24 protein-coding genes are annotated in these 20,476 nt (G+C 53.3%); 13 read left to right on the top strand and 11 right to left on the bottom strand.

The window, feature by feature from the left end; genetic code table 11:
* Positions 1-150 precede the first annotated feature (150 nt).
* The 10 genes from Q8W24_RS09305 to Q8W24_RS09260 form a co-directional block, all read right to left on the bottom strand.
* Positions 151-420, bottom strand: a complete 270-nt coding sequence (locus Q8W24_RS09305) for an HPr family phosphocarrier protein (protein ID WP_303432697.1) — start codon at positions 418-420, stop codon at positions 151-153.
* Positions 421-458: 38 nt separating this feature from the next.
* Positions 459-1,331: an RNase adapter RapZ gene (rapZ, locus tag Q8W24_RS09300; RefSeq protein WP_303432696.1), complete on the bottom strand. Its 873-nt coding sequence runs from the start codon at positions 1,329-1,331 to the stop codon at positions 459-461.
* Positions 1,332-1,355: 24 nt separating this feature from the next.
* On the bottom strand, positions 1,356-1,814 hold the full coding sequence (gene ptsN / locus Q8W24_RS09295) for a PTS IIA-like nitrogen regulatory protein PtsN (RefSeq protein WP_303432695.1): 459 nt from the start codon (positions 1,812-1,814) through the stop codon (positions 1,356-1,358).
* A 3-nt stretch (positions 1,815-1,817) separates the two neighbouring features.
* Positions 1,818-2,120: a ribosome hibernation-promoting factor, HPF/YfiA family gene (gene hpf / locus Q8W24_RS09290; RefSeq protein WP_303432694.1), complete on the bottom strand. Its 303-nt coding sequence runs from the start codon at positions 2,118-2,120 to the stop codon at positions 1,818-1,820.
* 50 nt (positions 2,121-2,170) lie between these two features.
* Positions 2,171-3,661: an RNA polymerase factor sigma-54 gene (locus tag Q8W24_RS09285; RefSeq protein ID WP_303432692.1), complete on the bottom strand. Its 1,491-nt coding sequence runs from the start codon at positions 3,659-3,661 to the stop codon at positions 2,171-2,173.
* A 128-nt stretch (positions 3,662-3,789) separates the two neighbouring features.
* The gene (gene lptB, locus Q8W24_RS09280) at positions 3,790-4,515 is read right to left on the bottom strand and encodes an LPS export ABC transporter ATP-binding protein (RefSeq protein ID WP_303432690.1); all 726 of its coding nucleotides are present in this window, start codon (positions 4,513-4,515) and stop codon (positions 3,790-3,792) included.
* Positions 4,512-5,048 carry a lipopolysaccharide transport periplasmic protein LptA gene (gene lptA, locus Q8W24_RS09275; RefSeq protein WP_305452753.1) on the bottom strand — a complete coding sequence of 179 codons (537 nt, stop codon included), beginning with the start codon at positions 5,046-5,048 and terminating at the stop codon, positions 4,512-4,514. Before lptA ends, lptB begins: the two co-directional genes overlap by 4 nt.
* Complete coding sequence (lptC, locus tag Q8W24_RS09270; RefSeq protein WP_305475114.1) at positions 5,038-5,601, bottom strand: LPS export ABC transporter periplasmic protein LptC; 564 nt, start codon at positions 5,599-5,601, stop codon at positions 5,038-5,040. Before lptC ends, lptA begins: the two co-directional genes overlap by 11 nt.
* A complete protein-coding gene (locus Q8W24_RS09265) occupies positions 5,601-6,572 on the bottom strand; it encodes a KpsF/GutQ family sugar-phosphate isomerase (protein ID WP_305475113.1) in 972 nt (323 codons plus the stop codon). The genes lptC and Q8W24_RS09265 overlap by 1 nt, the downstream gene beginning before the upstream one ends.
* Before the next feature lie 2 nt (positions 6,573-6,574).
* Positions 6,575-7,540: a calcium/sodium antiporter gene (locus Q8W24_RS09260; RefSeq protein ID WP_303432684.1), complete on the bottom strand. Its 966-nt coding sequence runs from the start codon at positions 7,538-7,540 to the stop codon at positions 6,575-6,577.
* Between the two features lie 207 nt (positions 7,541-7,747).
* On the opposite strand from Q8W24_RS09260, the gene Q8W24_RS09255 reads away from it, so the two are divergent.
* From Q8W24_RS09255 to hisD, 9 genes are all read left to right on the top strand, one after another.
* Entirely contained in the window at positions 7,748-8,560 is an 813-nt protein-coding gene (locus Q8W24_RS09255) for an ATP-binding cassette domain-containing protein (RefSeq protein WP_303432683.1), read from the top strand.
* Between the two features lie 2 nt (positions 8,561-8,562).
* On the top strand, positions 8,563-9,345 hold the full coding sequence (gene mlaE, locus Q8W24_RS09250) for a lipid asymmetry maintenance ABC transporter permease subunit MlaE (RefSeq protein WP_305414198.1): 783 nt from the start codon (positions 8,563-8,565) through the stop codon (positions 9,343-9,345).
* A gap of 2 nt (positions 9,346-9,347) precedes the next feature.
* The gene (gene mlaD / locus Q8W24_RS09245; RefSeq protein WP_303432681.1) at positions 9,348-9,809 is read left to right on the top strand and encodes an outer membrane lipid asymmetry maintenance protein MlaD; all 462 of its coding nucleotides are present in this window, start codon (positions 9,348-9,350) and stop codon (positions 9,807-9,809) included.
* A gap of 102 nt (positions 9,810-9,911) precedes the next feature.
* On the top strand, positions 9,912-10,571 hold the full coding sequence (locus Q8W24_RS09240; protein ID WP_303432680.1) for a phospholipid-binding protein MlaC: 660 nt from the start codon (positions 9,912-9,914) through the stop codon (positions 10,569-10,571).
* Entirely contained in the window at positions 10,568-10,879 is a 312-nt protein-coding gene (locus Q8W24_RS09235) for a lipid asymmetry maintenance protein MlaB (RefSeq protein WP_305475110.1), read from the top strand. Before Q8W24_RS09240 ends, Q8W24_RS09235 begins: the two co-directional genes overlap by 4 nt.
* Before the next feature lie 180 nt (positions 10,880-11,059).
* Positions 11,060-11,305: a BolA family protein gene (locus tag Q8W24_RS09230; protein WP_303432678.1), complete on the top strand. Its 246-nt coding sequence runs from the start codon at positions 11,060-11,062 to the stop codon at positions 11,303-11,305.
* A gap of 14 nt (positions 11,306-11,319) precedes the next feature.
* On the top strand, positions 11,320-12,585 hold the full coding sequence (gene murA / locus Q8W24_RS09225) for a UDP-N-acetylglucosamine 1-carboxyvinyltransferase (RefSeq protein WP_303432677.1): 1,266 nt from the start codon (positions 11,320-11,322) through the stop codon (positions 12,583-12,585).
* Positions 12,586-12,614: 29 nt separating this feature from the next.
* Positions 12,615-13,265, top strand: a complete 651-nt coding sequence (gene hisG / locus Q8W24_RS09220) for an ATP phosphoribosyltransferase (protein WP_303432675.1) — start codon at positions 12,615-12,617, stop codon at positions 13,263-13,265.
* A gap of 14 nt (positions 13,266-13,279) precedes the next feature.
* On the top strand, positions 13,280-14,584 hold the full coding sequence (gene hisD / locus Q8W24_RS09215; RefSeq protein ID WP_303432674.1) for a histidinol dehydrogenase: 1,305 nt from the start codon (positions 13,280-13,282) through the stop codon (positions 14,582-14,584).
* Between the two features lie 21 nt (positions 14,585-14,605).
* Here the strand turns inward: hisD and Q8W24_RS09210 are convergent, their stop codons facing one another.
* Entirely contained in the window at positions 14,606-15,784 is a 1,179-nt protein-coding gene (locus Q8W24_RS09210) for a trypsin-like peptidase domain-containing protein (protein ID WP_303432673.1), read from the bottom strand.
* Positions 15,785-15,884: 100 nt separating this feature from the next.
* Between Q8W24_RS09210 and Q8W24_RS09205 the strand changes: the two genes are divergently transcribed.
* The 4 genes from Q8W24_RS09205 (at position 15,885) to Q8W24_RS09190 (ending at position 20,371) form a co-directional block, all read left to right on the top strand.
* On the top strand, positions 15,885-16,655 hold the full coding sequence (locus Q8W24_RS09205) for a Nif3-like dinuclear metal center hexameric protein (protein ID WP_305475108.1): 771 nt from the start codon (positions 15,885-15,887) through the stop codon (positions 16,653-16,655).
* A gap of 478 nt (positions 16,656-17,133) precedes the next feature.
* Positions 17,134-18,036, top strand: coding sequence for an MbnP family copper-binding protein (locus Q8W24_RS09200; RefSeq protein WP_305414195.1), 903 nt, complete (start codon positions 17,134-17,136; stop codon positions 18,034-18,036).
* Positions 18,037-19,188, top strand: a complete 1,152-nt coding sequence (locus tag Q8W24_RS09195) for a methanobactin export MATE transporter MbnM (RefSeq protein ID WP_305475106.1) — start codon at positions 18,037-18,039, stop codon at positions 19,186-19,188. It abuts the gene before it with no gap.
* Positions 19,160-20,371 carry a hypothetical protein gene (locus tag Q8W24_RS09190; protein WP_305475104.1) on the top strand — a complete coding sequence of 404 codons (1,212 nt, stop codon included), beginning with the start codon at positions 19,160-19,162 and terminating at the stop codon, positions 20,369-20,371. The genes Q8W24_RS09195 and Q8W24_RS09190 overlap by 29 nt, the downstream gene beginning before the upstream one ends.
* Positions 20,372-20,476: the final 105 nt, after the last annotated feature.

Below are 20,476 nucleotides of genomic sequence, written 5' to 3'. Positions count from 1 at the left end.
TACTGAAACTACTCGCATTGATATCGCTAGTGATTTGATTTTATAGGAAACTTTGATTGTTGGAGAAGGTGTTTTGGGGGATATGGCGGTCGTTGACCGCCGTTGTTGGAGACAAGAACAAGTCGGCTATCGAACGGCTGTCAGGTGTTTTTATTCACCCTCATCAAAGCGACGATTGATCAGGTCGCAGAGTGCGTCCAGTGCTGCCTGGGCATCCTGGCCCTCTGCTTCGATATAAAGATCGGTACCCTTGCTGGCGGCGAGCATCATTACGGCCATGATACTTTTGGCATCGACCATGCGGTTTGGATAACCCACCTTGATGGTTGCGCCGTAGCTGGCCGCGGTTGATACCAGTTTGGCGGCTGCCCGTGCGTGTAAACCCAGCTTGTTGATGATGGTGATTTGCGTGTTAACCATCCAGGCTCCCGAAACGATTGGATTGTGGGTAATAAGCATCAGTGGCTGTGATGGGCAGCAGACCTGAGCTCGCGGTGACGTACCTGTACATTGCCAAATTCTTGTTTGAAGGCTGCAGTCAGGCGTTCTGATAAATACACTGAGCGATGTTGACCGCCAGTGCAGCCAATGGCAATGGTCAGGTAGCTGCGGTTATTTTCGGCAAAACGGGGTAACCAGCGCAACAGGTAAGTACGGATGTCATCAAACAGTTCGGTGACTTCCGGCTGGCTGGATAAAAAATCGATAATCGCCTGATCCTGTCCGGTCAGAGGACGTAATTCATGTTGCCAGTAGGGGTTGGGCAGGTTGCGGACATCAAATACAAAATCGGCATCCAGAGGAATCCCCTGCTTGAAGCCAAAGGACTGGAACAGAATGGCCATATCCGGGGTGACTTTCTCGGCTACTCGCATCTTGATCAGGCTGCGCAGCTCATGGACTGACATGCGGGTGGTATCCAGCGTCAAGTCAGCCAGGTTGGCAACAGGTTCGAGCAATTCGGTTTCGCGCTCGATGGCTTCTGCCAATGAGATATTGTCATTGGTGAGGGGGTGTTTGCGACGGGTGGAGCTGAAGCGTTGTAGCAGGACTTCTTCGGTGGCATCCAGAAATACAATATCGACCTGGCGATACTGTCCGGGTAAGCAGGTCAGTACCTGGGTCAGCTGTTCCATGGCGTCGGGCAAATTACGCACATCGACACTGACAGCGACATTGGCGCGTTTTTCGGCGCTGTAGGGTAAATCCGCCAGTGCGGGCAACAGATCAACCGGCAGGTTGTCGATGCAATAAAAACCGAGATCTTCGAGCACGGCCAAAGCGCTGGACTTGCCTGAGCCAGAGCGGCCACTGATCACAACCAGGCGCATGATGCGGTCTCCGTATTGGTCTGGTTAGTGGTTGGCCAACGCTCGTTGGTACAGTTCCTGATCGCTGCTGGCACTACGCAATTGCTGACGGTAATCATTCTGACTGAAATTTTGCGCCAGTGTGGCGAGAATTTGCAGATGATCGTCCGTTGCTTCTTCAGGGACTAATAAAGCAAATACGAGGTCAACCGGTTGATGGTCAATGGCATCAAAATCGATGGCCTCTTGCAAGTGAAGTAACACGCCGACGGCTTGTTCGCATTGCCGTAAACGACAATGGGGGATTGCGATGCCTTCACCAATGCCAGTACTGCCCAGACGTTCACGTCCAAGCAGGCGTTCAAACACTTCGTCCGAACTGCTGCCGTCAACTTTTTCGGCAATCAGTCCGGCAAGAAACTCCAGCAATTTTTTTTTGCTGGTAATGGCGACGTCGGTACGGGTGCATTCTGGCAGTAGAATATCGGCAATCGCAATGCTCATAGGTCAACCTTGCCCGTGCTGTCGGGCAATCAGTTTTTCTTTGTGTTTCAGGAGTTGACGGTCCAGTTTGTCGGCCAGCAGATCAATGGCGGCATACATATCGTCGTGAGTTGAGGTGGCGTGAAAGTCAGCACCACTGGCATGCAGGGTGGCTTCTGCCTGTTGTCGGCCTTTTTCCAGGGTCAGTGTGATCTGGCCAGAAGTAATCGGGTCGACATGACGCTCAAGACGAACCAGTTTTTCCTTGACGTATGCTTCCATGGCTTCGGTCACTTCAACATGGTGTCCACTGATATTGATGCTCATAAACGGCTCCTTATCGCTCGCTTGTATCGAACAGAGATCGACGCTATCGATCAGATCAATTGTTTCCGCTCATTGGAAGGCGGAATCATCATGGCTTCACGGTATTTGGCCACCGTGCGGCGTGCAACCTGAATGCCCTTGTCGCCCAGCACAATGGCAATTTTGTTATCACTCAGGGGTTTACGCGGATTTTCTTCGCTGATCAGTTTTTTGATCATGGCGCGAATGGCGGTGGATGAACATTCGCCACCGGCGTCAGTACTGACGTGGCTGGAGAAGAAATACTTCAGCTCGAAAATACCACGAGGAGTGTGCATGAATTTTTGCGTAGTGACCCGTGAAATGGTTGATTCATGCATACCAACGGCATCGGCAATATCATGCAATACCAGAGGTTTCATGGCTTCTTCACCCTGTTCAAAGAAGTCGATTTGGTACTCGACAATTTTGGTGGCGACTTTCAGCAGGGTTTCGTTGCGGCTTTGCAGGCTTTTGATAAACCAGCGCGCTTCTTGCAAATGGTCTTTGAGGAAGGCGTTGTCGGCACTGCTGTCGGAACGTCGCACCAGTGAGGCGTAGTCGGAGTTGACGCGCAGCTTGGGGGCGATATCCGGGTTAAGCTCAACACGCCATTCATCACGGATATTACGAACAATCACGTCCGGTACGACGTATTCTGACTGCTCGGAGCTGATATCAGCGCCCGGCTTGGGGTTGAGTTCTTTAACCAGACGCAGGACGGCTTTGAGGTCTTCTTCCTTGAGCCGGGTTTTGCGCATCAGGGTGGGGTAATCTTTACTGCCCAGCAGGGCGATGTAGTCGCCGATCACCAATTTGGCTTCTGCCAGCCAGGGTGTTTCGGCAGGTAGCTGGTTGAGCTGAAGAATCAGGCATTCACGCAGGTCGCGGGCAAAAACACCGGCGGGGTCAAACTGTTGCAAGCGTTTGAGGACGGCCTGGATTTCATCTTCTTCAACACCCAGTTCCGGGTCAATTGAACCGAGTATGTCGTCGATGGTGGTGTGCAGATAGCCATCGTCATCAACCCCGTCGATCAGCATGGTGGCGATCTCGCGATCGGTGTCACTCATGGGAGTCAGGTTCAGCTGCCATTCAAGATGATCTTGCAGGTCGTCTGTGGTGGCATGACGGGAGTCATAATCAAAGTCGTCATCGCCAACCGGGCCAGAGCCTGAGGAAACCCCGGCCGTGGTCTGGAACGTATCATCCCAGTTGCTATCGACTGGCAGATCATCTGGCATCTTGTCATCAGACCATTGCTCACCCAGTTCCTGGGTGTCGGCATCGGTCGTGGCCGCTGTTGCGGTGACTTCCCTTTCCTGATCTGCATTGGTTTGCTGTGCATCCGGAAAGTCGTCGTGCTCGGACTCTTCGAATTCCAGCATGGGGTTGGAGTCCAGGGCTTCCTGGATTTCCTGTTGCAGATCGAGGGTAGACAATTGCAGCAGTCGAATTGCCTGTTGCAGCTGAGGGGTCATGGTCAGCTGCTGACCCATTTTTAACTGAAGCGATGCTTTCATACAGCGTTATTATTCATCGGTTGTCGGCATGGTCTGTGCATTATACGCCAGCCTGTGAGACAGGGAATGCTTTTCATGGTGGCGAATGAAACAGCGCTGGGCATCATAGCCCTGCAAGCCGATAAGATTCAAAGATGGAAGTCATGACCAAGGTAGATAGCCCGAACCTGTTCGTTGGCGAGTACATCATCAGCGCTGCCTTCGGCAATTATGTGTCCACCGCCTACGATATAGGCTTTTTCACAAATTGCGAGAGTTTCGCGGACGTTGTGGTCAGTAATCAGTACGCCGATGCCACGTGCCTTGAGTTGACGAATGATATCCATAATGTCAGCGACCGAGATCGGATCAACACCGGCAAAGGGTTCATCCAGCAAAATAAAGGAGGGTTCGGCGGCCAGGGCGCGGGCTATTTCGACCCGTCGTCGTTCGCCACCAGACAGGGCCATGCCGAGGCTGGTACGAATGTGCTGAATGTGAAATTCATCCAGTAGCTGTTCCAGCTGTTGCTGACGTTGGGGTTTGTTCAGGTCTGACCGGGTTTCCATGATGGCCATGATATTGTCTTCGACGCTGAGTTTGCGGAAGATCGACGCTTCTTGTGGCAAGTAGCCAATGCCTTTCTGGGCGCGGCCGTGCATGGGCAGATGGCTGATATCGTCGTCATCGATACTGACACGCCCCTTGTCGGCCTGTACCAAGTTGACAATCATATAGAAACAAGTGGTTTTACCTGCGCCGTTAGGGCCCAGCAAGCCGACAATCTGTCCGCTGCTGACCGCCAGGGAAACGTCCTTGACGACTTCGCGGCCGTTATAGCTTTTGGCTAGATGTTCAGCCTTGAGCGTTTTCATGGTTGTACGTCCGTGTTGGGCTGGGGTTGGATAATCACTTGAATACGCTGGTTGTCGTCAGCGCCGCCAGTGCCACTGCCGGATGTTTCTGAGCCACTGGCTGAGACGGTTTCCTGTTCAATGTCATAACGGATCAATTCGCCACTGAATAGGTTGTTTTCCTGACGCAAGGCGGCGTCTCCCTTGAAGGCAATTTCCTTGCGGTCGGCGTAAAAATCAATACGTTTGGCCGTCGCTCTGGTGATCGGTTTGTCGCTGCTGACCTGTTGCTGGTAGCGAGCCGGTTGACCTTCGGCAATCGCTTGCTTGAGCGCCTTGCCATCCAGTATCAGTGTCAGACGATCGGACTCGATGGTCAGTGTGCCTTGCTTCAGTACGACATCGCCTTCGTAGACGACCATACCGGTCTTGCGATCGAGTTCGGCGCGGTCGGATTCGATGATCATTTCTTGTTGCCAGTCTTCAGGCAAAGCCTCGACCGTGGTCGCCAAGACACTGCCAAAAAACAGCAGGGCGGTCAGTTTATTGTACATACCGGGTACTCACGTGTGCTTGAAGGTCGAGATGTTGGCGCTTGATATCCAGCGTCATACCAGTTGCATGGGTGATGTTATTGCCATGACGAATGATGACAGGTTCAGAGGTTGAAGCGGTGGCTGATGCGGGCTGGTAAAGCAACAGGCTGGTGGTGATGCTGAATGTATCAGCGTTTTCTGCTGCCGTGGCCAGAGAGCGTACTTCCACCTGCTGGCTGAGTTCAACCTGGCTGTCGGTATCCATAATGCGGCCTGATTGAGCGCTGACTTGCCAGTGTTGCTGCGGGTCTGTTTGTGTCGTAATCACCGGGTTTTCCAGCCGGGTTTCCGATAATGACGGAATATGGCGAGAGCCATCGGCCGATAACATCTGTTGTAGCTGGCCATCCGCATCGTAACGACGGTGTTGTAATTGTTTGCCGTAATAATTCGGTTCAAGACTGGTCACCGGCGTTGCTGCCGTGACCAGCTCAGTGGTATAGCGCTCTACCGCCAGCAAGGCGAGGCCAACGGCCACTGCCAAGACCAGCAGCACATAGCGCTTGCGCATCAGATAACTCCAGCACGCAGCAAGTCGTGCATGGTGACAACACCACAAATATTCTGACCGTCGGTAACGACCAGGGCATTGATCTTGCCGTCTTCCATGATTTTTAACGCTTCGGCAGCCAGCATACCCGGGATGATGGTTTTGGCCTGGCGGGTCATCAGGTCTGAAATCAGGGCGGAGTGGATATCGACACCATGATCAATGGTACGGCGCAGGTCGCCATCGGTGAAAATACCCACCAATTCACCCGCTGCCGTTTGTACGGTGGTCATACCGAGACCCTTGGTGGTCATTTCCAACAGGGAGCGTGACAGGCTGGATTCGGGCCTGACGACCGGGATTTCCCGGCCGCTATGCATGATGTCTTCGACTTTTAATAACAAGCGTCGACCCAGGCTGCCACCGGGGTGGGAAAAGGCGAAGTCCTCTGCCGTGAACCCACGGGCTTCCAGTAACGCAATTGCCAGGGCGTCTCCCAGTACCAGGGCACTGGTGGTTGATGAGGTAGGCGCCAGGCCCAGCGGACAGGCTTCAGAATCCACACTGGCGTTCAAATGAGCGGCCGAGGCAAGGCCCAGGGTGGATTGCGGGTTGCCGGTGATACTGATCAGGGGCACTGCCAGGCGCTTCAACAGGGGCAACAAGCTGGTTACTTCGGCGGTTTCGCCGGAGTTACTCAGGGCAATCACCACATCGACGGATGTGATCATCCCCATATCCCCATGGCTGGCTTCGCCAGGGTGGACAAAAAATGCCGGGGTTCCTGTACTGGCCAGTGTAGCCGCAATTTTGCGACCAATATGGCCGGATTTGCCCATGCCTGACACAACAACCCGGCCTTTGCAGGACAGCATCAGCTGACAAGCAGTTTTGAAATTGTTGTCCAGCATGGGGGACAGGTTACGAATCGCACGTTGTTCCAGTTCTATGGTACGTAGCGCCGACGACAGGAAATCAAATTCAGTGTTCATTGTTATCCATTACTTGTCATTACAAACAGAGTGGCCAGGTAGCCAAGGTAACTCAGTCCTAACAGGCTGCCACTGAATCGTCCCATCACGCCACTGCGGCGATTGAGTACAAACAGCACCAGCAATGCCAGCGTTAATGACAGCATAACAGGCAGATCGCGATGCAGAGCCATCGGCTCGACCGCTACGGTAGCGATCAGGCCAGGCACTGGCATTACCGCGAGCAGGTTGAAAATGTTGGAGCCAATCACGTTACCGATGGCAATGTCGTGATGTCCTTTCAATGCGCTGGCAACAGAGGCCGCCAGTTCTGGCAGGCTGGTGCCAATGGCGACGATGGTCAGACCAATCACCAGGTCACTGACCCCAAAGTTATGGGCAATGATGGTTGCGCCCCAGACCAGAGCCTTGGAGCTGGCCATCAGGCAGACCAGTCCGGAGACGAGCCAGAAAACAGCCATTTTGGTGGGCAGCGATTCAATTTCTGCGGCTTCATCTTCGTCGACAATGGGTTCACCACTCTCATCGGACTCCTGAAACAGGATGTACATGGTGGCGACCAGACCGGCCAGCAGAAGGAGGGAATCAACATAACTCAATTCCAGGTCGGCCAGTGTCAAGCCCGCCAGAATACTGACCAGCAACAACAGTGGCAGTTCTTTGCGCAGTAATTTCTTTTTCAGCGGAATCGGGCTGACCAGCGCCGTAATCCCCAGTACCAGGCCAATGTTGGTGATGTTGGAGCCGAGGGCATTACCCACAGCCAGGTTGCCAACACCATCCAGGGTTGCGACGGCAGAGACAAACAATTCAGGAGCGGATGTGCCAATGGAAACAATCGTCAGCCCCACCATTAGCGGTGACATGCCAAGGCGGCGAGCTGTTGCTGCAGCTCCAAGGACAAATTTGTCGGCACTCCATACCAGGACAACCAAGCCGATTAAGACGGCAACCAGTGCTGTGATCATGATGCTCCTGCAGACAGACTCTGCTCAGACGTACTTGATGATAGAAGAGGCCGCATTGTACCGGAGGGGCGCAGAGGCGCAATTGGAACAATGCGTTTTGTTGCAGGTGAAAGACATCACAAAAGCGGCGTTGGTTCTGAAGGATCAATCCGCTATGCTAGCGCTCACTTTAAATCCCGTATTTCCGGCCCGGGAAAGGACGCTTTCATGGTGGTTGAGCAACCCTACATTTCGGTGCGTGATCTGGTCTTTACACGCGGCGACCGGCTGATCTATGACGGCCTGTCTGTTGATTTCCCCCGTGGCAAGGTGACGGCTATTATGGGCCCGAGCGGTACCGGGAAAACAACCCTGTTACGTTTGATCGGTGGACAATTGACCCCAGACCAGGGCTCGATCGTGCTGGCGGGGGAGGAAATCACCACGCTCAAGCGCCCGCAATTGTTCGAATTACGCAAACAGAAGATGGGGATGTTGTTCCAGACCGGTGCCCTGTTTACCGACCTGAACGTTTTCGACAACGTCGCATTTCCTTTGCGTGTTCACACTGATTTGCCGGAATCCATGATTCGGGATCTGGTACTGATGAAATTGGAAGCCGTTGGTTTACGCGGTGCCCGTAATTTGAATCCTGCTGAATTGTCCGGTGGTATGGCGCGTCGTGTGGCATTGGCCCGTTCCATCGCCATGGATCCGGAACTGATCATGTACGATGAGCCTTTTACCGGCCTCGATCCTATTTCGATGGGTATGATTGTCAAATTGATCAGGGGACTGAACAAAGCCCTTGGCTTGACCAGCTTGCTGGTCTCCCACGATGTAGAGGAATGCTGTGGCATTGCCGATTACCTCTGCCTGGTATCCGGAGGCAAAGTAATTGGCTTCGGTTCACCAAATGAGCTGTTACATGAAGGCTCCGATGAAGTTCGGCAGTTTCTCAGCGGCGACCCGGATGGGCCTGTGCCGTTTCATTATCCGGCAAATGATTATCGTGAGGATATTTTGGCAGGAGGTAACTGAGCATGCTTGAGCGATTGCAGTTGCTGGGCCGCAAAGGCTTGTCTTCAATTGAAGCCCTCGGTTCCGCTTCGCTGCTGTTATGGCACTCCCTGTCCTGGGGTGGGCCGGGCAGTGCTAATTTTTCCGATCTTATACGTCAGCTTTTTGCTGTTGGTGTACGCTCGCTGAGCATTATCGCCGTGGCCGGTTTTTTTGTCGGCATGGTGCTGGGGCTACAGGGTTACACCATTCTGGTTGATTTCGGCTCCGAAGCCGCACTGGGGACGATGGTATCGCTGACCCTGTTACGCGAGCTGGGACCGGTAGTGACCGCTCTGTTGTTTGCCGGGCGAGCAGGTTCTGCCCTGACGGCGGAAATCGGCTTGATGAAAGCCACCGAGCAGCTGTCGGCGATGGAAATGATGGGGGTTGACCCACTGAAACGCGTGATCACACCACGTTTGTGGGCCGGTATTATCTCTATGCCATTGTTGGCGGTGATTTTCAGCACCGTCGGCATCTGGGGCGGGGCGTTTGTCGCAATCGATATGCTGGGCATTGATGAAGGTGCCTATTGGGGCAATATGCAGGCATCGGTTGAATTTTATAACGATGTGATCAAGGGAGTGATCAAGTCAATTGCATTTGGCTGGGTGGTGACCTGGATTGCAGTCTATCAAGGCTACGCATCAATGCCGACGTCTGAAGGTATTGGTAAGGCAACAACCCAGACGGTGGTGATTTCCTCGCTGGCGGTATTGGGACTGGATTTTGTACTGACAGCAGTCATGTTTGGAGGCGTTTAATTATGCAAAAGCGTTCTATAGAACTCACCGTTGGGGCTTTTGTGGTGATTGGTATTCTGGCGCTGGTACTGATGGCTCTCCGCGTCAGTGGCTTGTCGATGAGCGATGCCGGAGATACCTATACCATCAAGGCCCGTTTTGAAAATCTGGGCGGGCTGAATGAGCGAGCCAAGGTATCCATGGCCGGTGTGACCATTGGCCGGGTTACCCGGGTTTATCTGGATAAGGAATGGTACTCTGCAGTGGTTGAAATGGAAATCACCAAGGATATGAGTACCCTGACCAGCGACACCTCCGCAGCCATTCTGACCGCGGGTTTGCTGGGCGAGAAGTATATTGGCCTGACTGTTGGGGCTGAAGACGATTATCTGCAAGAAAACGATTGGATAGAAGATACCCAGTCAGCTCTGGTGCTTGAAGAGCTGATCGGACGTTTCCTGTTCAGCAAGGCGGAAGAAGGCTGACAAATGCTTTGATCTGATGGTCGCTGTCATTTTCAGGTCATGACATAACAATAAACTGGCACTACATGAAGAGAGGGAAATATCATGATTCGGTGGCTATTAATGGCTATGGTTTTGCTGTCCCCTGTGTCTGGAGTACAGGCTCTGGAATCGGAAGCACTGGGTGAACACGCGCATGAAGTGGTACGCAGAGTAACAACCCGGGTTATGGAAAATATCAACACCAATCGCGACTTGTACGAAAGTGACAACGCCAGGTTCTACTGGGAATTGGAAGACGTACTGGGTCCAATGGTGGATTTTCGTCGTTTGACTCGCAAGATTATGGGACGGCATTACTTCGATGCCAGCAAGGCGCAGCGTCAGCGTTTTGCCCGTGCCTTCAAGCGCAGTTTGCTGAGTTCTTATGCGACGGGGCTGATTGAATTTACCGATTATGAAGTGCGTATGTTGCCTCCGCGCAAGGATTTTGAACATACTTCTTCCAACACCCTGGTCGATCTTGAAGTAATCACTCCCAGTGGTCGGATATTCCCGATTACCCAAAGCATGTATTACGACCTTTCCGCCTACTCCTGGAAAGCGCAAAACGTGATTGTGAATGGCATTAATATCGGCCAGTTATTCAATGAACAGTTCACCCAGTTGGTTGATGATAAAAACGGCAATATCGGTGCCGCGATTGAACAGTGGATTGATGATTTACAAGAACAGGGCCGCGAGCTGCGTAAACGCGCCGTGATAAATGGTACGCAATCATGACCCGACTTGACGCAGTATCAGCCAGCCTGGCCTGTATTGGTGGAGACTTGCTAGCCTCCACCGTGGTCGAGCTGATGGAGCCAGGGCGTGACATGATCCGCCGTAGCGGTGGTGAGTGGTGTCTGGATATGGCCGATGTCGATCGGGTTTCCAGTGCCGCGGTGGCGTTATTGCTCGATTGGATGAGAACGGCACAGCAGGTGGATGTCAGCATGACTGTCCGTGCGGTACCGGAACGTTTATTGCCGATTCTGCGAATCAGTGATCTCGAAGGGCTGTTTGCTGAGATTCTGGTGGCCGAAGCATAACGACGGCATCCTGGTGAACGTGTCTGGAGCGGTGGGCTGGGTTACAAAGTCCGCCAGAAATAGTGAACACGGCACACGAACTATGGCCGAATATCGCTGGAGGTTCCCCCTTCCACTTATTCTGGCCCTCTAAATCCGCTATCATTCCCCGCTTTCCAATTCCCTGACTGGTGGAGTGTTATGGCGCCGTCTGCAATATCCGAGATTCTGACCTTGTTGAATACCCAATTGCCCGATATTCAATGGCATGTTGATGGCGATGGCTATCAATATCTGGTTGAAGGAGTCGGTGATCATTTTGAAGGCCTTAACGCAGTCAAACGCCAACAAGTGGTTTACCAGGTGTTGAACCCTCTGATCGCCGCTGGCTCACTGCACGCAGTGACCATCCGTACTTTCACCAGCGCTGAGTATGCTGCGCGCTGATTTTTGGAAAATACATGGAAAAATTGCAAATTGTTGGCGGTAATCGGCTGTCTGGCGATGTCCGGATTTCCGGAGCCAAGAACTCCGCACTGCCGATTCTGGCGGCTACCCTGTTAGCCGAAGGCGTCATGCGGGTTGGCAACCTGCCTCATCTGCACGATATCACGACCATGCTGGAGCTATTGGGCTGCATGGGCGTTGAGGTCGCAATCAACGAAGACATGTCGGTAGAAACCAACTGTCGCAATATCAAAAGCTGCGTCGCTCCCTACGACCTGGTGCGTACCATGCGAGCATCGATTCTGGTACTTGGGCCATTGTTGGCCCGTTATGGGGAAGCTGAGGTGTCATTACCCGGAGGCTGTGCGATTGGCAGCCGCCCGGTCGACCTGCATTTGCGCGGTATGGAAGCAATGGGTGCCCACGTGGACGTGATGGATGGTTACATCAAGGCCCACGTGCCCGGTGGCCGCTTGCACGGAGCGAATATTTTTCTGGATATGCCGACCGTTACCGGCACAGAAAACATCCTGATGGCGGCAGTATTGGCAGACGGGCGCTCCGTCATTACAAACGCGGCCCGGGAACCGGAAGTGGTGGATCTGGCCAACTGCCTGATTGCCATGGGGGCCAGGATTCAGGGTGCAGGCAGTGAGACATTGATTGTCGATGGTGTAGAAACCTTGCATGGCTGCAGCTTCGATGTCTTGCCAGACCGTATCGAAACCGGCACCTATCTGGTCGCGGCAGCGGTTACTGGTGGTTGTGTCAGAACCCACCATACCGATCCGTTATTACTGGATGCGGTACTGCTGAAACTGCAGGAAGCCGGTGCCGAGATCACTACGGGTGAGGACTGGATCCAACTGGATATGACTGGCCGTCGCCCCAAGGCGGTGAATATCCGTACCGCACCACACCCGGCTTTCCCCACCGATATGCAAGCCCAGTTTGTGGTTTTGAATGCCGTGGCCGAAGGGGTCGGCACTGTTGTTGAAACTGTCTTTGAAAACCGCTTTATGCATGCCCAGGAGCTGGTGCGCATGGGGGCGGACATTCATGTCGAAGGCAATACCGCAACGATTACCGGCCGTGAAACCCTGAGTGGTGCTCCGGTGATGGCCACCGACTTGCGGGCGTCGGCCTCGCTGGTACTGGCGGCACTGGTCGCTCACGGCACCACCGACGTCAACAGCATCTACCACATCGACCGTGGTTACGAATGCATCGAAGAAAAATTTCAGCAGCTGGGTGCCCATATCCGTCGAATTTCCGGCTGACAGGCACATCACACTAGATTGAGGACATCATGACCCAACCGCTTACCATTGCACTCTCCAAGGGACGCATTCTGGATGACACTCTGCCATTGCTGGCCGAGGCAGGTATTCATCCGGCGGAAGATATTCAAAAAAGCCGCAAGCTGATCTTTGATACCAATCATCCGCATATCAAGCTGGTGGTTATTCGTGCGACGGACGTGCCGACTTATGTGGAATACGGTGCCGCGGATCTGGGTGTCTCCGGCAAGGATGTGCTGATGGAATACAACAGCGACAATCTGTGTGAGCCGCTGGATTTGAATATTGCGACTTGTCGCTTGATGACCGCCGCCATCAAGGGAACCGAGCTACCCGAAGGGCGACTCAAGGTAGCGACCAAATTTGTTAATGTCACCAAGCGTTATTTTGCTGAGCAAGGGCGCCAGGTCGATATTATCAAGCTGTATGGTGGTATGGAGCTGGCTCCGATTATGGGGCTGGCCGATCTGATTGTGGATATTGTTGATACGGGTAACACCCTCAAGGCCAATGGTCTGGAAGCACGTGATCTGATTGCACCGGTCAGTTCACGACTGGTTGCCAGCCGTGCGGCGATGAAAGTAAAACATGCCCAGATTCAACCCATTATCGATTTGATTGGCGCAGCGGTTGAGCGTCAACAGCAGCAAGCCAAATAACCGGGGAGAACCGCATGACCTTATCTATTCGTCGATTCAGCTCTGCGCAGGACGATTTTGCCAGCCAGATGGATGCGCTGTTGTCGTGGGAATCGGTATCCGATACCGGCGTCCAGCAGGCTGTTACCGACATCGTTAACGATGTGCGTCGTCGTGGTGATGCCGCCGTCATTGAATACACCAACAAGTTTGATCGCATGGACGTTACCGCCATGGCTGATCTGGAATTGAGCCAGGAGCAGTTGCAAACCGCTCTGGACGGCCTGCCCGACGATCAGCGCAGTGCCTTGTTGGCCGCCGCGGAACGTGTCCGGGCTTACCACGAACACCAGAAGCAGGATTCCTGGCGTTACAGCGAAACCGACGGCACGGTACTGGGTCAGAAAATCACTCCGATGGATCGTGTTGGTATCTACGTTCCCGGCGGCAAGGCAGCCTATCCGTCTTCGGTGTTGATGAATGCGATTCCGGCCCACGTGGCGGAAGTGCAGGAAATCATCATGGTGGTACCAACTCCCGACGGTGAACTGAACCAGCTGGTGCTGGCGGCGGCGGCGGCGGCGGGTGTGTCCCGTGTCTTTACCATTGGTGGCGCCCAGGCTGTCGCTGCGTTGGCCTATGGCACTGAGACCGTCCCTGGCGTGGACAAGATTGTTGGGCCGGGCAATATTTATGTCGCCACCGCCAAACGTATGGTGTTTGGTCAGGTCGGTATCGACATGATTGCCGGGCCGTCAGAAATCCTGGTGGTCTGTGATGGTGGAACCAATCCGGACTGGATTGCCATGGATCTGTTCTCGCAGGCAGAGCACGACGAAGATGCCCAATCGATTCTGGTATCTACCGATAGCGATTTCCTTGATCAGGTGACTGCCAGCATCAACACGTTGCTGCCGACCATGGAGCGGGCCGATATTATCCGTACCTCTCTGACCAACCGTGGCGCACTGATTCATGCCAGCTCCGAAGACGATGCCGTGGCCATTATCAACCGCATTGCACCAGAGCATCTGGAATTGTCGGTGGCTGACCCGGAAGCCTGGCTGCCGTCAGTTCGGCATGCGGGGGCTATCTTTATGGGTCGTTACACCGCAGAAGCGCTGGGGGATTATTGCGCAGGGCCAAACCACGTCTTGCCGACTTCGGGCACGGCGCGCTTTTCATCCCCACTGGGTGTGTACGACTTCCAGAAGCGCTCTTCGCTGATCATGTGCTCAGCTGACGGCGCTTCAGAATTGGGTCAAGTGGCTTCTACCCTGGCGCGTGGGGAGTTTCTTACTGCCCATGCCCGCTCAGCGGAATACCGCATCAAGGATTGATGCCGTTGCAGTGGTCGGTACTCAGTCAGCAGCCGGTATGGCGTCGCTGTTCTGGGTACCACGCTGACCGGCAATCGCTTCGGTTTGAGCCAGTTTGCCATCACGAATAAAGTCCAGCAGGATTTTGTCCCCGGGGTGCAGAATGGCAATCTGGTTCATCGCCTTGCGGGCGTCCTTGGTATCCATCTGGTTGATCTTGACGATGATATCGCCGACCGTCAGCCCGGAAAGATCCGCCGGGCCATCCTGATAGATCCCCGTCACTATCAAGCCTTCCAACGCCTCCGGTAATGCCAGGGCATCCAGCAGCTTCGGTGTTGCTTCCTGGACTTCGATACCGAGCCAGCCCCGAATCGCGATACCGTGCTGCGAGATATCCGTCAGTGCTCGCTGGGCAACGGCAACAGGGATTGCAAAACCAATGCCTTCGCTGCCACCGCTTTGGGAATAAATCGCGGTATTGATACCGACCAGCTCACCTTTGGCATTGATCAGTGCACCACCGGAGTTGCCCGGGTTGATGGCGGCATCGGTTTGGATATAGTTTTCGTAGGTATTCAGCCCCAGCTGGTTACGACCGGTTGCCGAGACAATGCCCAGTGTCACGGTCTGGCCGACACCAAACGGATTACCAATGGCGAGCACCACATCGCCGACCCGCAGGTGTTCATCATGAGCGACCGGGATAATCGGTAAATCTGGCATGTCGATTTTCAGAATCGCCAGATCGGCTTCTGGATCAGAGCCGATCAGGGTGGCACTGGCTTCGCGGCCATCGTGCAGGGCGACCACAATCTGGTCGGCGTCCTTGATAACATGATTATTGGTGAGAATATGACCCTCGGTGGTCATGATCACGCCAGAACCCAGGCTGGACTGCAAGCGTTCGTCAGGTTCCGGCGTCGTATTAAAAAAACGCTGGAACAGCGGATCATCAAACAAAGGGTGCTGTTTGCGTTTGACTACCTTGCTGGTGTAAATGTTGACGACAGCGGGGGCTGCTCGCTCCACGGCATCGGCATAACTGGTGACCATGCCGGTGGATGATTGGGCACTGTGTTGAATGGCGGCGGCTGGTTGTCCTGACTCACGCGCTGTACTGGTTACCCATTGTGGGGCCCAAAGCAGAATCATCAGGGCAACACACAGGCCGACCAGTGATGGCACCAGCATGGTGTGGACAAAAGAATATCGAGGCATGTAAGCAAGTCTCCACGGGGTTGCGAGCAAGCCGCAGGTTCAAACAATCAGCGCTATTATTGCTGGCTAACAAATTTAACAGAAATAAGTGAGGTGCATCATGTTCGATGGCGCAATTGAACGCCAGCAACTGCTGACGTATCTGAACCAATTGTTGCAAAACCGCCACATTCGGGATTATTGCCCAAACGGTCTGCAAGTCGAAGGCCGGGATCGTATCCGACATATCGTTACCGGCGTAACGGCCAATCAGGCGTTGATCGATGAGGCCATTGCTCTCGGTGCAGATACCTTGCTGGTGCATCATGGTTACTTCTGGAAAGGCGAAAATGCCTGCATAACCGGTATCAAACGCGAACGACTGAAAGCCTTGCTGGCCCATGATATCAACCTGCTGGCTTATCACTTGCCGCTGGATATTCACCCGGAACTGGGTAATAACACTCAGCTGGCCGATATACTGGAACTGACCATTACTGGCCCCATTGATCCGCTGGATGCCGCCACGCCGGGTCTGATTGGCCATCTACCCAAGCCGATGACTGCCAGTGAATTTTCCCAGTGGATTGGCGAATGTCTGGATCGGACACCGTTACATATTGGCGAAGATGAAGACATCATCGAAACCGTTGCCTGGTGTACCGGTGGTGCCGAGGGGTATTTGCAGCTGGCCATCGATGCCGGAGTTGACGCTTATATTACCGGTGAAATCAACGAACCGGCGGTGCATCTGGCACGGGAAACCGGTACCCATTTCTACAGTGCCGGTCATCATGCCACCGAGCGTTATGGTGTGCTGGCGCTGGGGCAGCAGCTGGAAGCCGAGTTGGGTATCAAGGTCACATTTATCGATATTGATAATCCAGTGTGAGCCCGGAGGCTGGATAACAGCATCAATTTGCCATTGCCGATCGAAGATACATACGGCTTGATTTTATCTCGACAGAATTCTTGCTGCTTGTATCTTGTACGATGCCAGGTGTCGGATATATTGATCGATTTATAAATAAAAAATATTGAATCTGGAATACGAGCAAAAGCCACCAAAACAGTTTATATCAAAGCAGAGGCGCACGATATTGATCAGCCCGCTGACGACTCTGTAAATAAGGGTAGAAGGAGATATGGGTATCATCAAGTCATGATGTTTCAATATCGCCGGAGATTGTGAATATAACCCATGGCGTTATGCGAGTGAAAAGCGCTGTATTCCATTTTGGCTCACAAGTTCCCTTGCTGTGACACAGTGTCGCACGGTATGGATTTGCTTGGATGCTCCCGGCATTATCGCTTGCCAGCTGGAGCATACCAGCACCAAATTATAAATCTTATCCGGTAAGGACACATTTATGCGCATTATCTCCACAACTCCTGGCACCAGACTACTAACCACTCTAAGCGTTATGGCTACCAGCGTACTACTGGCCAGTTGCGGTAGCGACAGCAGCAGTGATAGCGACTCGGACGCCAGTGCTGAGACCGTCAGCTACAGCTTGCAGTTTTCGGCGTCAGTCGGTGCTGAAGAGATGGCGTGTGGGGAGCATACAACTCTGGTTGGTACCGCAGACGATGGCAACGGCAGCCTGCCTTCAATCAAGGATTTCCGTTTGTATGTCTCGGATGTTCAAGTCGCGACTGACGATGGTGAGTTTGTCAGCCTGACGCTGGATAGCAGTGACTGGCAGTATGAAAACGTAGCTCTGCTGGACTTTGAGGATGGTAGTGATACCTGTACTTCATCCACCACTGCCATGAACAGTGTGATCACAGGGACAGCTCCTGAAGCCGACTATAGCCGGGTGCGCTTTACCGTGGGTGTACCAGAAGACTTGAACCACCTGGATAGTGACACAGCGGTTTCACCACTGAATATCAGCGGCCTGCACTGGAGTTGGGCTGGCGGCTACAAACATGCCCGCCTGGATGTGGTTGACTGGAATATTCACCTGGGTACCACCGGTTGCACACTGGATGAAAATAACGACAATCTGGATTGTACCGACTCACGTCCCAACCGCCCGACCTACACCTTTTCGAATGTGACGCTGGCAAGCAGCACCATCAACTTTGATTATGCTGCGCTGGTTGCTGACTCGGATATCACAACCGATGAAGGTGGTGCAACGGGCTGTATGTCGAGCGCTACCGACCCTGAGTGTGCCGAGATCTTCACCAATCTGGGGCTGGATGTCACCACGGGCCAATGCCTGGATGATGACTGTGATTCACAAACCTGGGTTACGGTTGAATAAATGGCACTGAGTCATTGGTATGCCGGGGTGCTGGGAGCCTGTGGGCTACTTCTGGTGGGTTGCCAGTCATCCGATTTTGATCTGCAGCTGGAGCAGGAAGCCGAAGGGGTCACCCTGCTGCAACTCAGCAGTGAGGGTGGCTTTGTGCTGCCCGCGATTCCGGATGACAACCCACTGACGGATGCCAAGATCACCCTTGGACGTTATTTGTTTTACGATACCCGACTGTCGGGCAACCAGACCCAGAGTTGTGAAAGCTGTCACTTTCAGGAACTGGCCTTTACGGATGGCAAGGTCGTGCCGACCGGATCGACCGGTGATGATCTGGTGCGTAATTCCCAGACCTTGACGAACGTGGCGTACAACGGCACCTACACCTGGTGGAACTCGATTTTTACCAGTATCGAGCTGCAACTGGCTATTCCTCTGACGGGTGATACACCGGAAGAGTTGGGGATTAACGACGCCAATCTGACGGAAGTGCTGGATCGCTTCCGTAATGATGAAGACTACCAGACCCTGTTTACCGATGCCTTTCCATCGGAAAGTGACCCCTTTACCCTGACCAATATAACCTACGCATTGGCTTCTTTTACCCGGACGATGGTGTCTGACCGCTCACCTTACGACAATAATGAGCTGTCCGATTCGGCTCGTCGGGGAGAGACCCTGTTCTTCTCGGAAGAGCTGGAATGTTTCCACTGCCATAATGGTTTCAATTTCTCCAGTTCAACCATTACCACCAATACCCGCTTCCCGGAACGACCATTTTTTAATACCGGTTTGTACAATATCGATAATCAGGGCAGTTACCCTGAGGACAATACCGGCAAATATCAGGTTACCGGGGACTGGAATGATATGGGTGCTTTCCGGCCACCGACGCTACGCAATATCGAGCTGACAGCGCCTTATATGCACGACGGTTCCATGGAAACACTGGAAGAAGTTCTGGAATTTTATGCTGATGGTGGACGTAATATCACCTCTGGTGAGTACAGCGGAGATGGACGTGATAACCCGTATAAAAGCAGTTTTGTCAGCGGATTTGACCTGTCGGACGATGACAAAACAGATCTGATCAATTTTCTTCACAGCCTGACTGACCAGGAATTTATTAGCGATGAGCGTTTTTCCAACCCGTTTGAATAATATCTGCTGCGTTATGGCAGCTACCGGTCTGGTGGTTCTCCCGGCAGTCGCCGACAGCGGTCATCAGCACGGACATGCTGCTGCCAGCGAGAGCGGGGATAATGCTACGCCGTGGCAGCTGGATGTGATGATGGGCTATCAGAATATGTCTTCTCCAGTCATTGCCGGTTTTTTGCCCTATGACACACATTATCTCAGTGCTGGGATCAGCTTGCAGCATGTGGATATTGGTCGGTCTTTCCAATTGCCGGATCAGCATCTGTATGGGCGAGCAGTGTTGTCATATCACAGCAGCAGTACCGAGGTGCATGAAGCCTGGCTTGGTCATCAAGATGGTAACTGGGAGATGCGGGCAGGGCAGCAGCTGGTGGATATCGGTTGGTTGAACCGACAGCACAGTCATGCTCGTCGTTTTACGGAATTACCTCTGGTGTATCAGGCATTGTGGGGTGGTGAGTGGTCAGAAGGCGAAGCCCGGTTGGCTTATCAGGGGCAGTGGTCGGAGCATTGGCAGTGGCGAACTACCGCCAGTGTGTTGGGTACCAGCCAGATGGCTACCACCGATGATGGTGGTGCTGCCATGATCACCGCTCAAGTCGGTACGCGTTACGGCCAATGGCAACACCTGTTCAAGCTGGATGTCTATGGTGCTGAGGTTGGTCAGCGAGGCATGCAGCTATTTGCCACCAGTTCGGAAAGCCATACTCATGACTCAACGGCGACCGAATACTTTGATGGTCAAGTGAGCCATATTGCTCTTGGCTGGAGCAGTGAATGGAAAAACACCTTGGGTGTGTGGCAGTTGCAGGGCGAGTATCAGCAGCGACAGGAAGAAGGTGATCTCAGTAGTGCTGACGGACAAACCACGGATGCCAGTGCGGCGCTGGATTTACGCAGTTGGGGGGCCTATCTGGATTTGTCATGGCAACAACGCACATTGGAAGCGGGCCTGCGTTGGCAGATGATAGGCAGTGATGTTGCGCTGAGCGAATTATCCAGTGATGACCTTGAAGACTCGATTCTGAATCACGAAGACCGTAGCCCAAGTTACCTGAATATGCTGGTGGCCTGGCATCTGCCCTTGCCTGGCAGCAAGCTGCGTTTGCAATATAACGTGCCGCTGGCGGATGCTTTGGCATTACCAAGAACGCAGCTGCAATGGGTACACAGCGTTGCTTTCTAGATGAGTGTACTGTTACGCTGGCCTTGGGTCAGCTGTGCTGGTTGTTGATGCTTCCTGAGCGAGACCGAACGGATCATAAAAGGCTTTATGATCCGATCCGCAAAG

This window comes from Oceanobacter sp. 4_MG-2023, from assembly GCF_030689165.1.
GTDB lineage: Bacteria > Pseudomonadota > Gammaproteobacteria > Pseudomonadales > Oceanobacteraceae > Oceanobacter.
This window is presented reverse-complemented; position numbering and strand designations above follow the sequence as displayed.

What these genes read in the sequence shown, in the direction of transcription:
- Q8W24_RS09305 (WP_303432697.1), bottom strand. Translation starts at nt 420, where the DNA reads ATGGTTAACACGCAAATCACCATCATCAACAAGCTGGGTTTACACGCA.
- rapZ (WP_303432696.1), bottom strand. Translation starts at nt 1,331, where the DNA reads ATGCGCCTGGTTGTGATCAGTGGCCGCTCTGGCTCAGGCAAGTCCAGC.
- ptsN (WP_303432695.1), bottom strand. Translation starts at nt 1,814, where the DNA reads ATGAGCATTGCGATTGCCGATATTCTACTGCCAGAATGCACCCGTACC.
- hpf (WP_303432694.1), bottom strand. Translation starts at nt 2,120, where the DNA reads ATGAGCATCAATATCAGTGGACACCATGTTGAAGTGACCGAAGCCATG.
- Q8W24_RS09285 (WP_303432692.1), bottom strand. Translation starts at nt 3,661, where the DNA reads ATGAAAGCATCGCTTCAGTTAAAAATGGGTCAGCAGCTGACCATGACC.
- lptB (WP_303432690.1), bottom strand. Translation starts at nt 4,515, where the DNA reads ATGAAAACGCTCAAGGCTGAACATCTAGCCAAAAGCTATAACGGCCGC.
- lptA (WP_305452753.1), bottom strand. Translation starts at nt 5,048, where the DNA reads ATGTACAATAAACTGACCGCCCTGCTGTTTTTTGGCAGTGTCTTGGCG.
- lptC (WP_305475114.1), bottom strand. Translation starts at nt 5,601, where the DNA reads ATGCGCAAGCGCTATGTGCTGCTGGTCTTGGCAGTGGCCGTTGGCCTC.
- Q8W24_RS09265 (WP_305475113.1), bottom strand. Translation starts at nt 6,572, where the DNA reads ATGAACACTGAATTTGATTTCCTGTCGTCGGCGCTACGTACCATAGAA.
- Q8W24_RS09260 (WP_303432684.1), bottom strand. Translation starts at nt 7,540, where the DNA reads ATGATCACAGCACTGGTTGCCGTCTTAATCGGCTTGGTTGTCCTGGTA.
- Q8W24_RS09255 (WP_303432683.1), top strand. Translation starts at nt 7,748, where the DNA reads ATGGTGGTTGAGCAACCCTACATTTCGGTGCGTGATCTGGTCTTTACA.
- mlaE (WP_305414198.1), top strand. Translation starts at nt 8,563, where the DNA reads ATGCTTGAGCGATTGCAGTTGCTGGGCCGCAAAGGCTTGTCTTCAATT.
- mlaD (WP_303432681.1), top strand. Translation starts at nt 9,348, where the DNA reads ATGCAAAAGCGTTCTATAGAACTCACCGTTGGGGCTTTTGTGGTGATT.
- Q8W24_RS09240 (WP_303432680.1), top strand. Translation starts at nt 9,912, where the DNA reads ATGGCTATGGTTTTGCTGTCCCCTGTGTCTGGAGTACAGGCTCTGGAA.
- Q8W24_RS09235 (WP_305475110.1), top strand. Translation starts at nt 10,568, where the DNA reads ATGACCCGACTTGACGCAGTATCAGCCAGCCTGGCCTGTATTGGTGGA.
- Q8W24_RS09230 (WP_303432678.1), top strand. Translation starts at nt 11,060, where the DNA reads ATGGCGCCGTCTGCAATATCCGAGATTCTGACCTTGTTGAATACCCAA.
- murA (WP_303432677.1), top strand. Translation starts at nt 11,320, where the DNA reads ATGGAAAAATTGCAAATTGTTGGCGGTAATCGGCTGTCTGGCGATGTC.
- hisG (WP_303432675.1), top strand. Translation starts at nt 12,615, where the DNA reads ATGACCCAACCGCTTACCATTGCACTCTCCAAGGGACGCATTCTGGAT.
- hisD (WP_303432674.1), top strand. Translation starts at nt 13,280, where the DNA reads ATGACCTTATCTATTCGTCGATTCAGCTCTGCGCAGGACGATTTTGCC.
- Q8W24_RS09210 (WP_303432673.1), bottom strand. Translation starts at nt 15,784, where the DNA reads ATGCCTCGATATTCTTTTGTCCACACCATGCTGGTGCCATCACTGGTC.
- Q8W24_RS09205 (WP_305475108.1), top strand. Translation starts at nt 15,885, where the DNA reads ATGTTCGATGGCGCAATTGAACGCCAGCAACTGCTGACGTATCTGAAC.
- Q8W24_RS09200 (WP_305414195.1), top strand. Translation starts at nt 17,134, where the DNA reads ATGCGCATTATCTCCACAACTCCTGGCACCAGACTACTAACCACTCTA.
- Q8W24_RS09195 (WP_305475106.1), top strand. Translation starts at nt 18,037, where the DNA reads ATGGCACTGAGTCATTGGTATGCCGGGGTGCTGGGAGCCTGTGGGCTA.
- Q8W24_RS09190 (WP_305475104.1), top strand. Translation starts at nt 19,160, where the DNA reads ATGAGCGTTTTTCCAACCCGTTTGAATAATATCTGCTGCGTTATGGCA.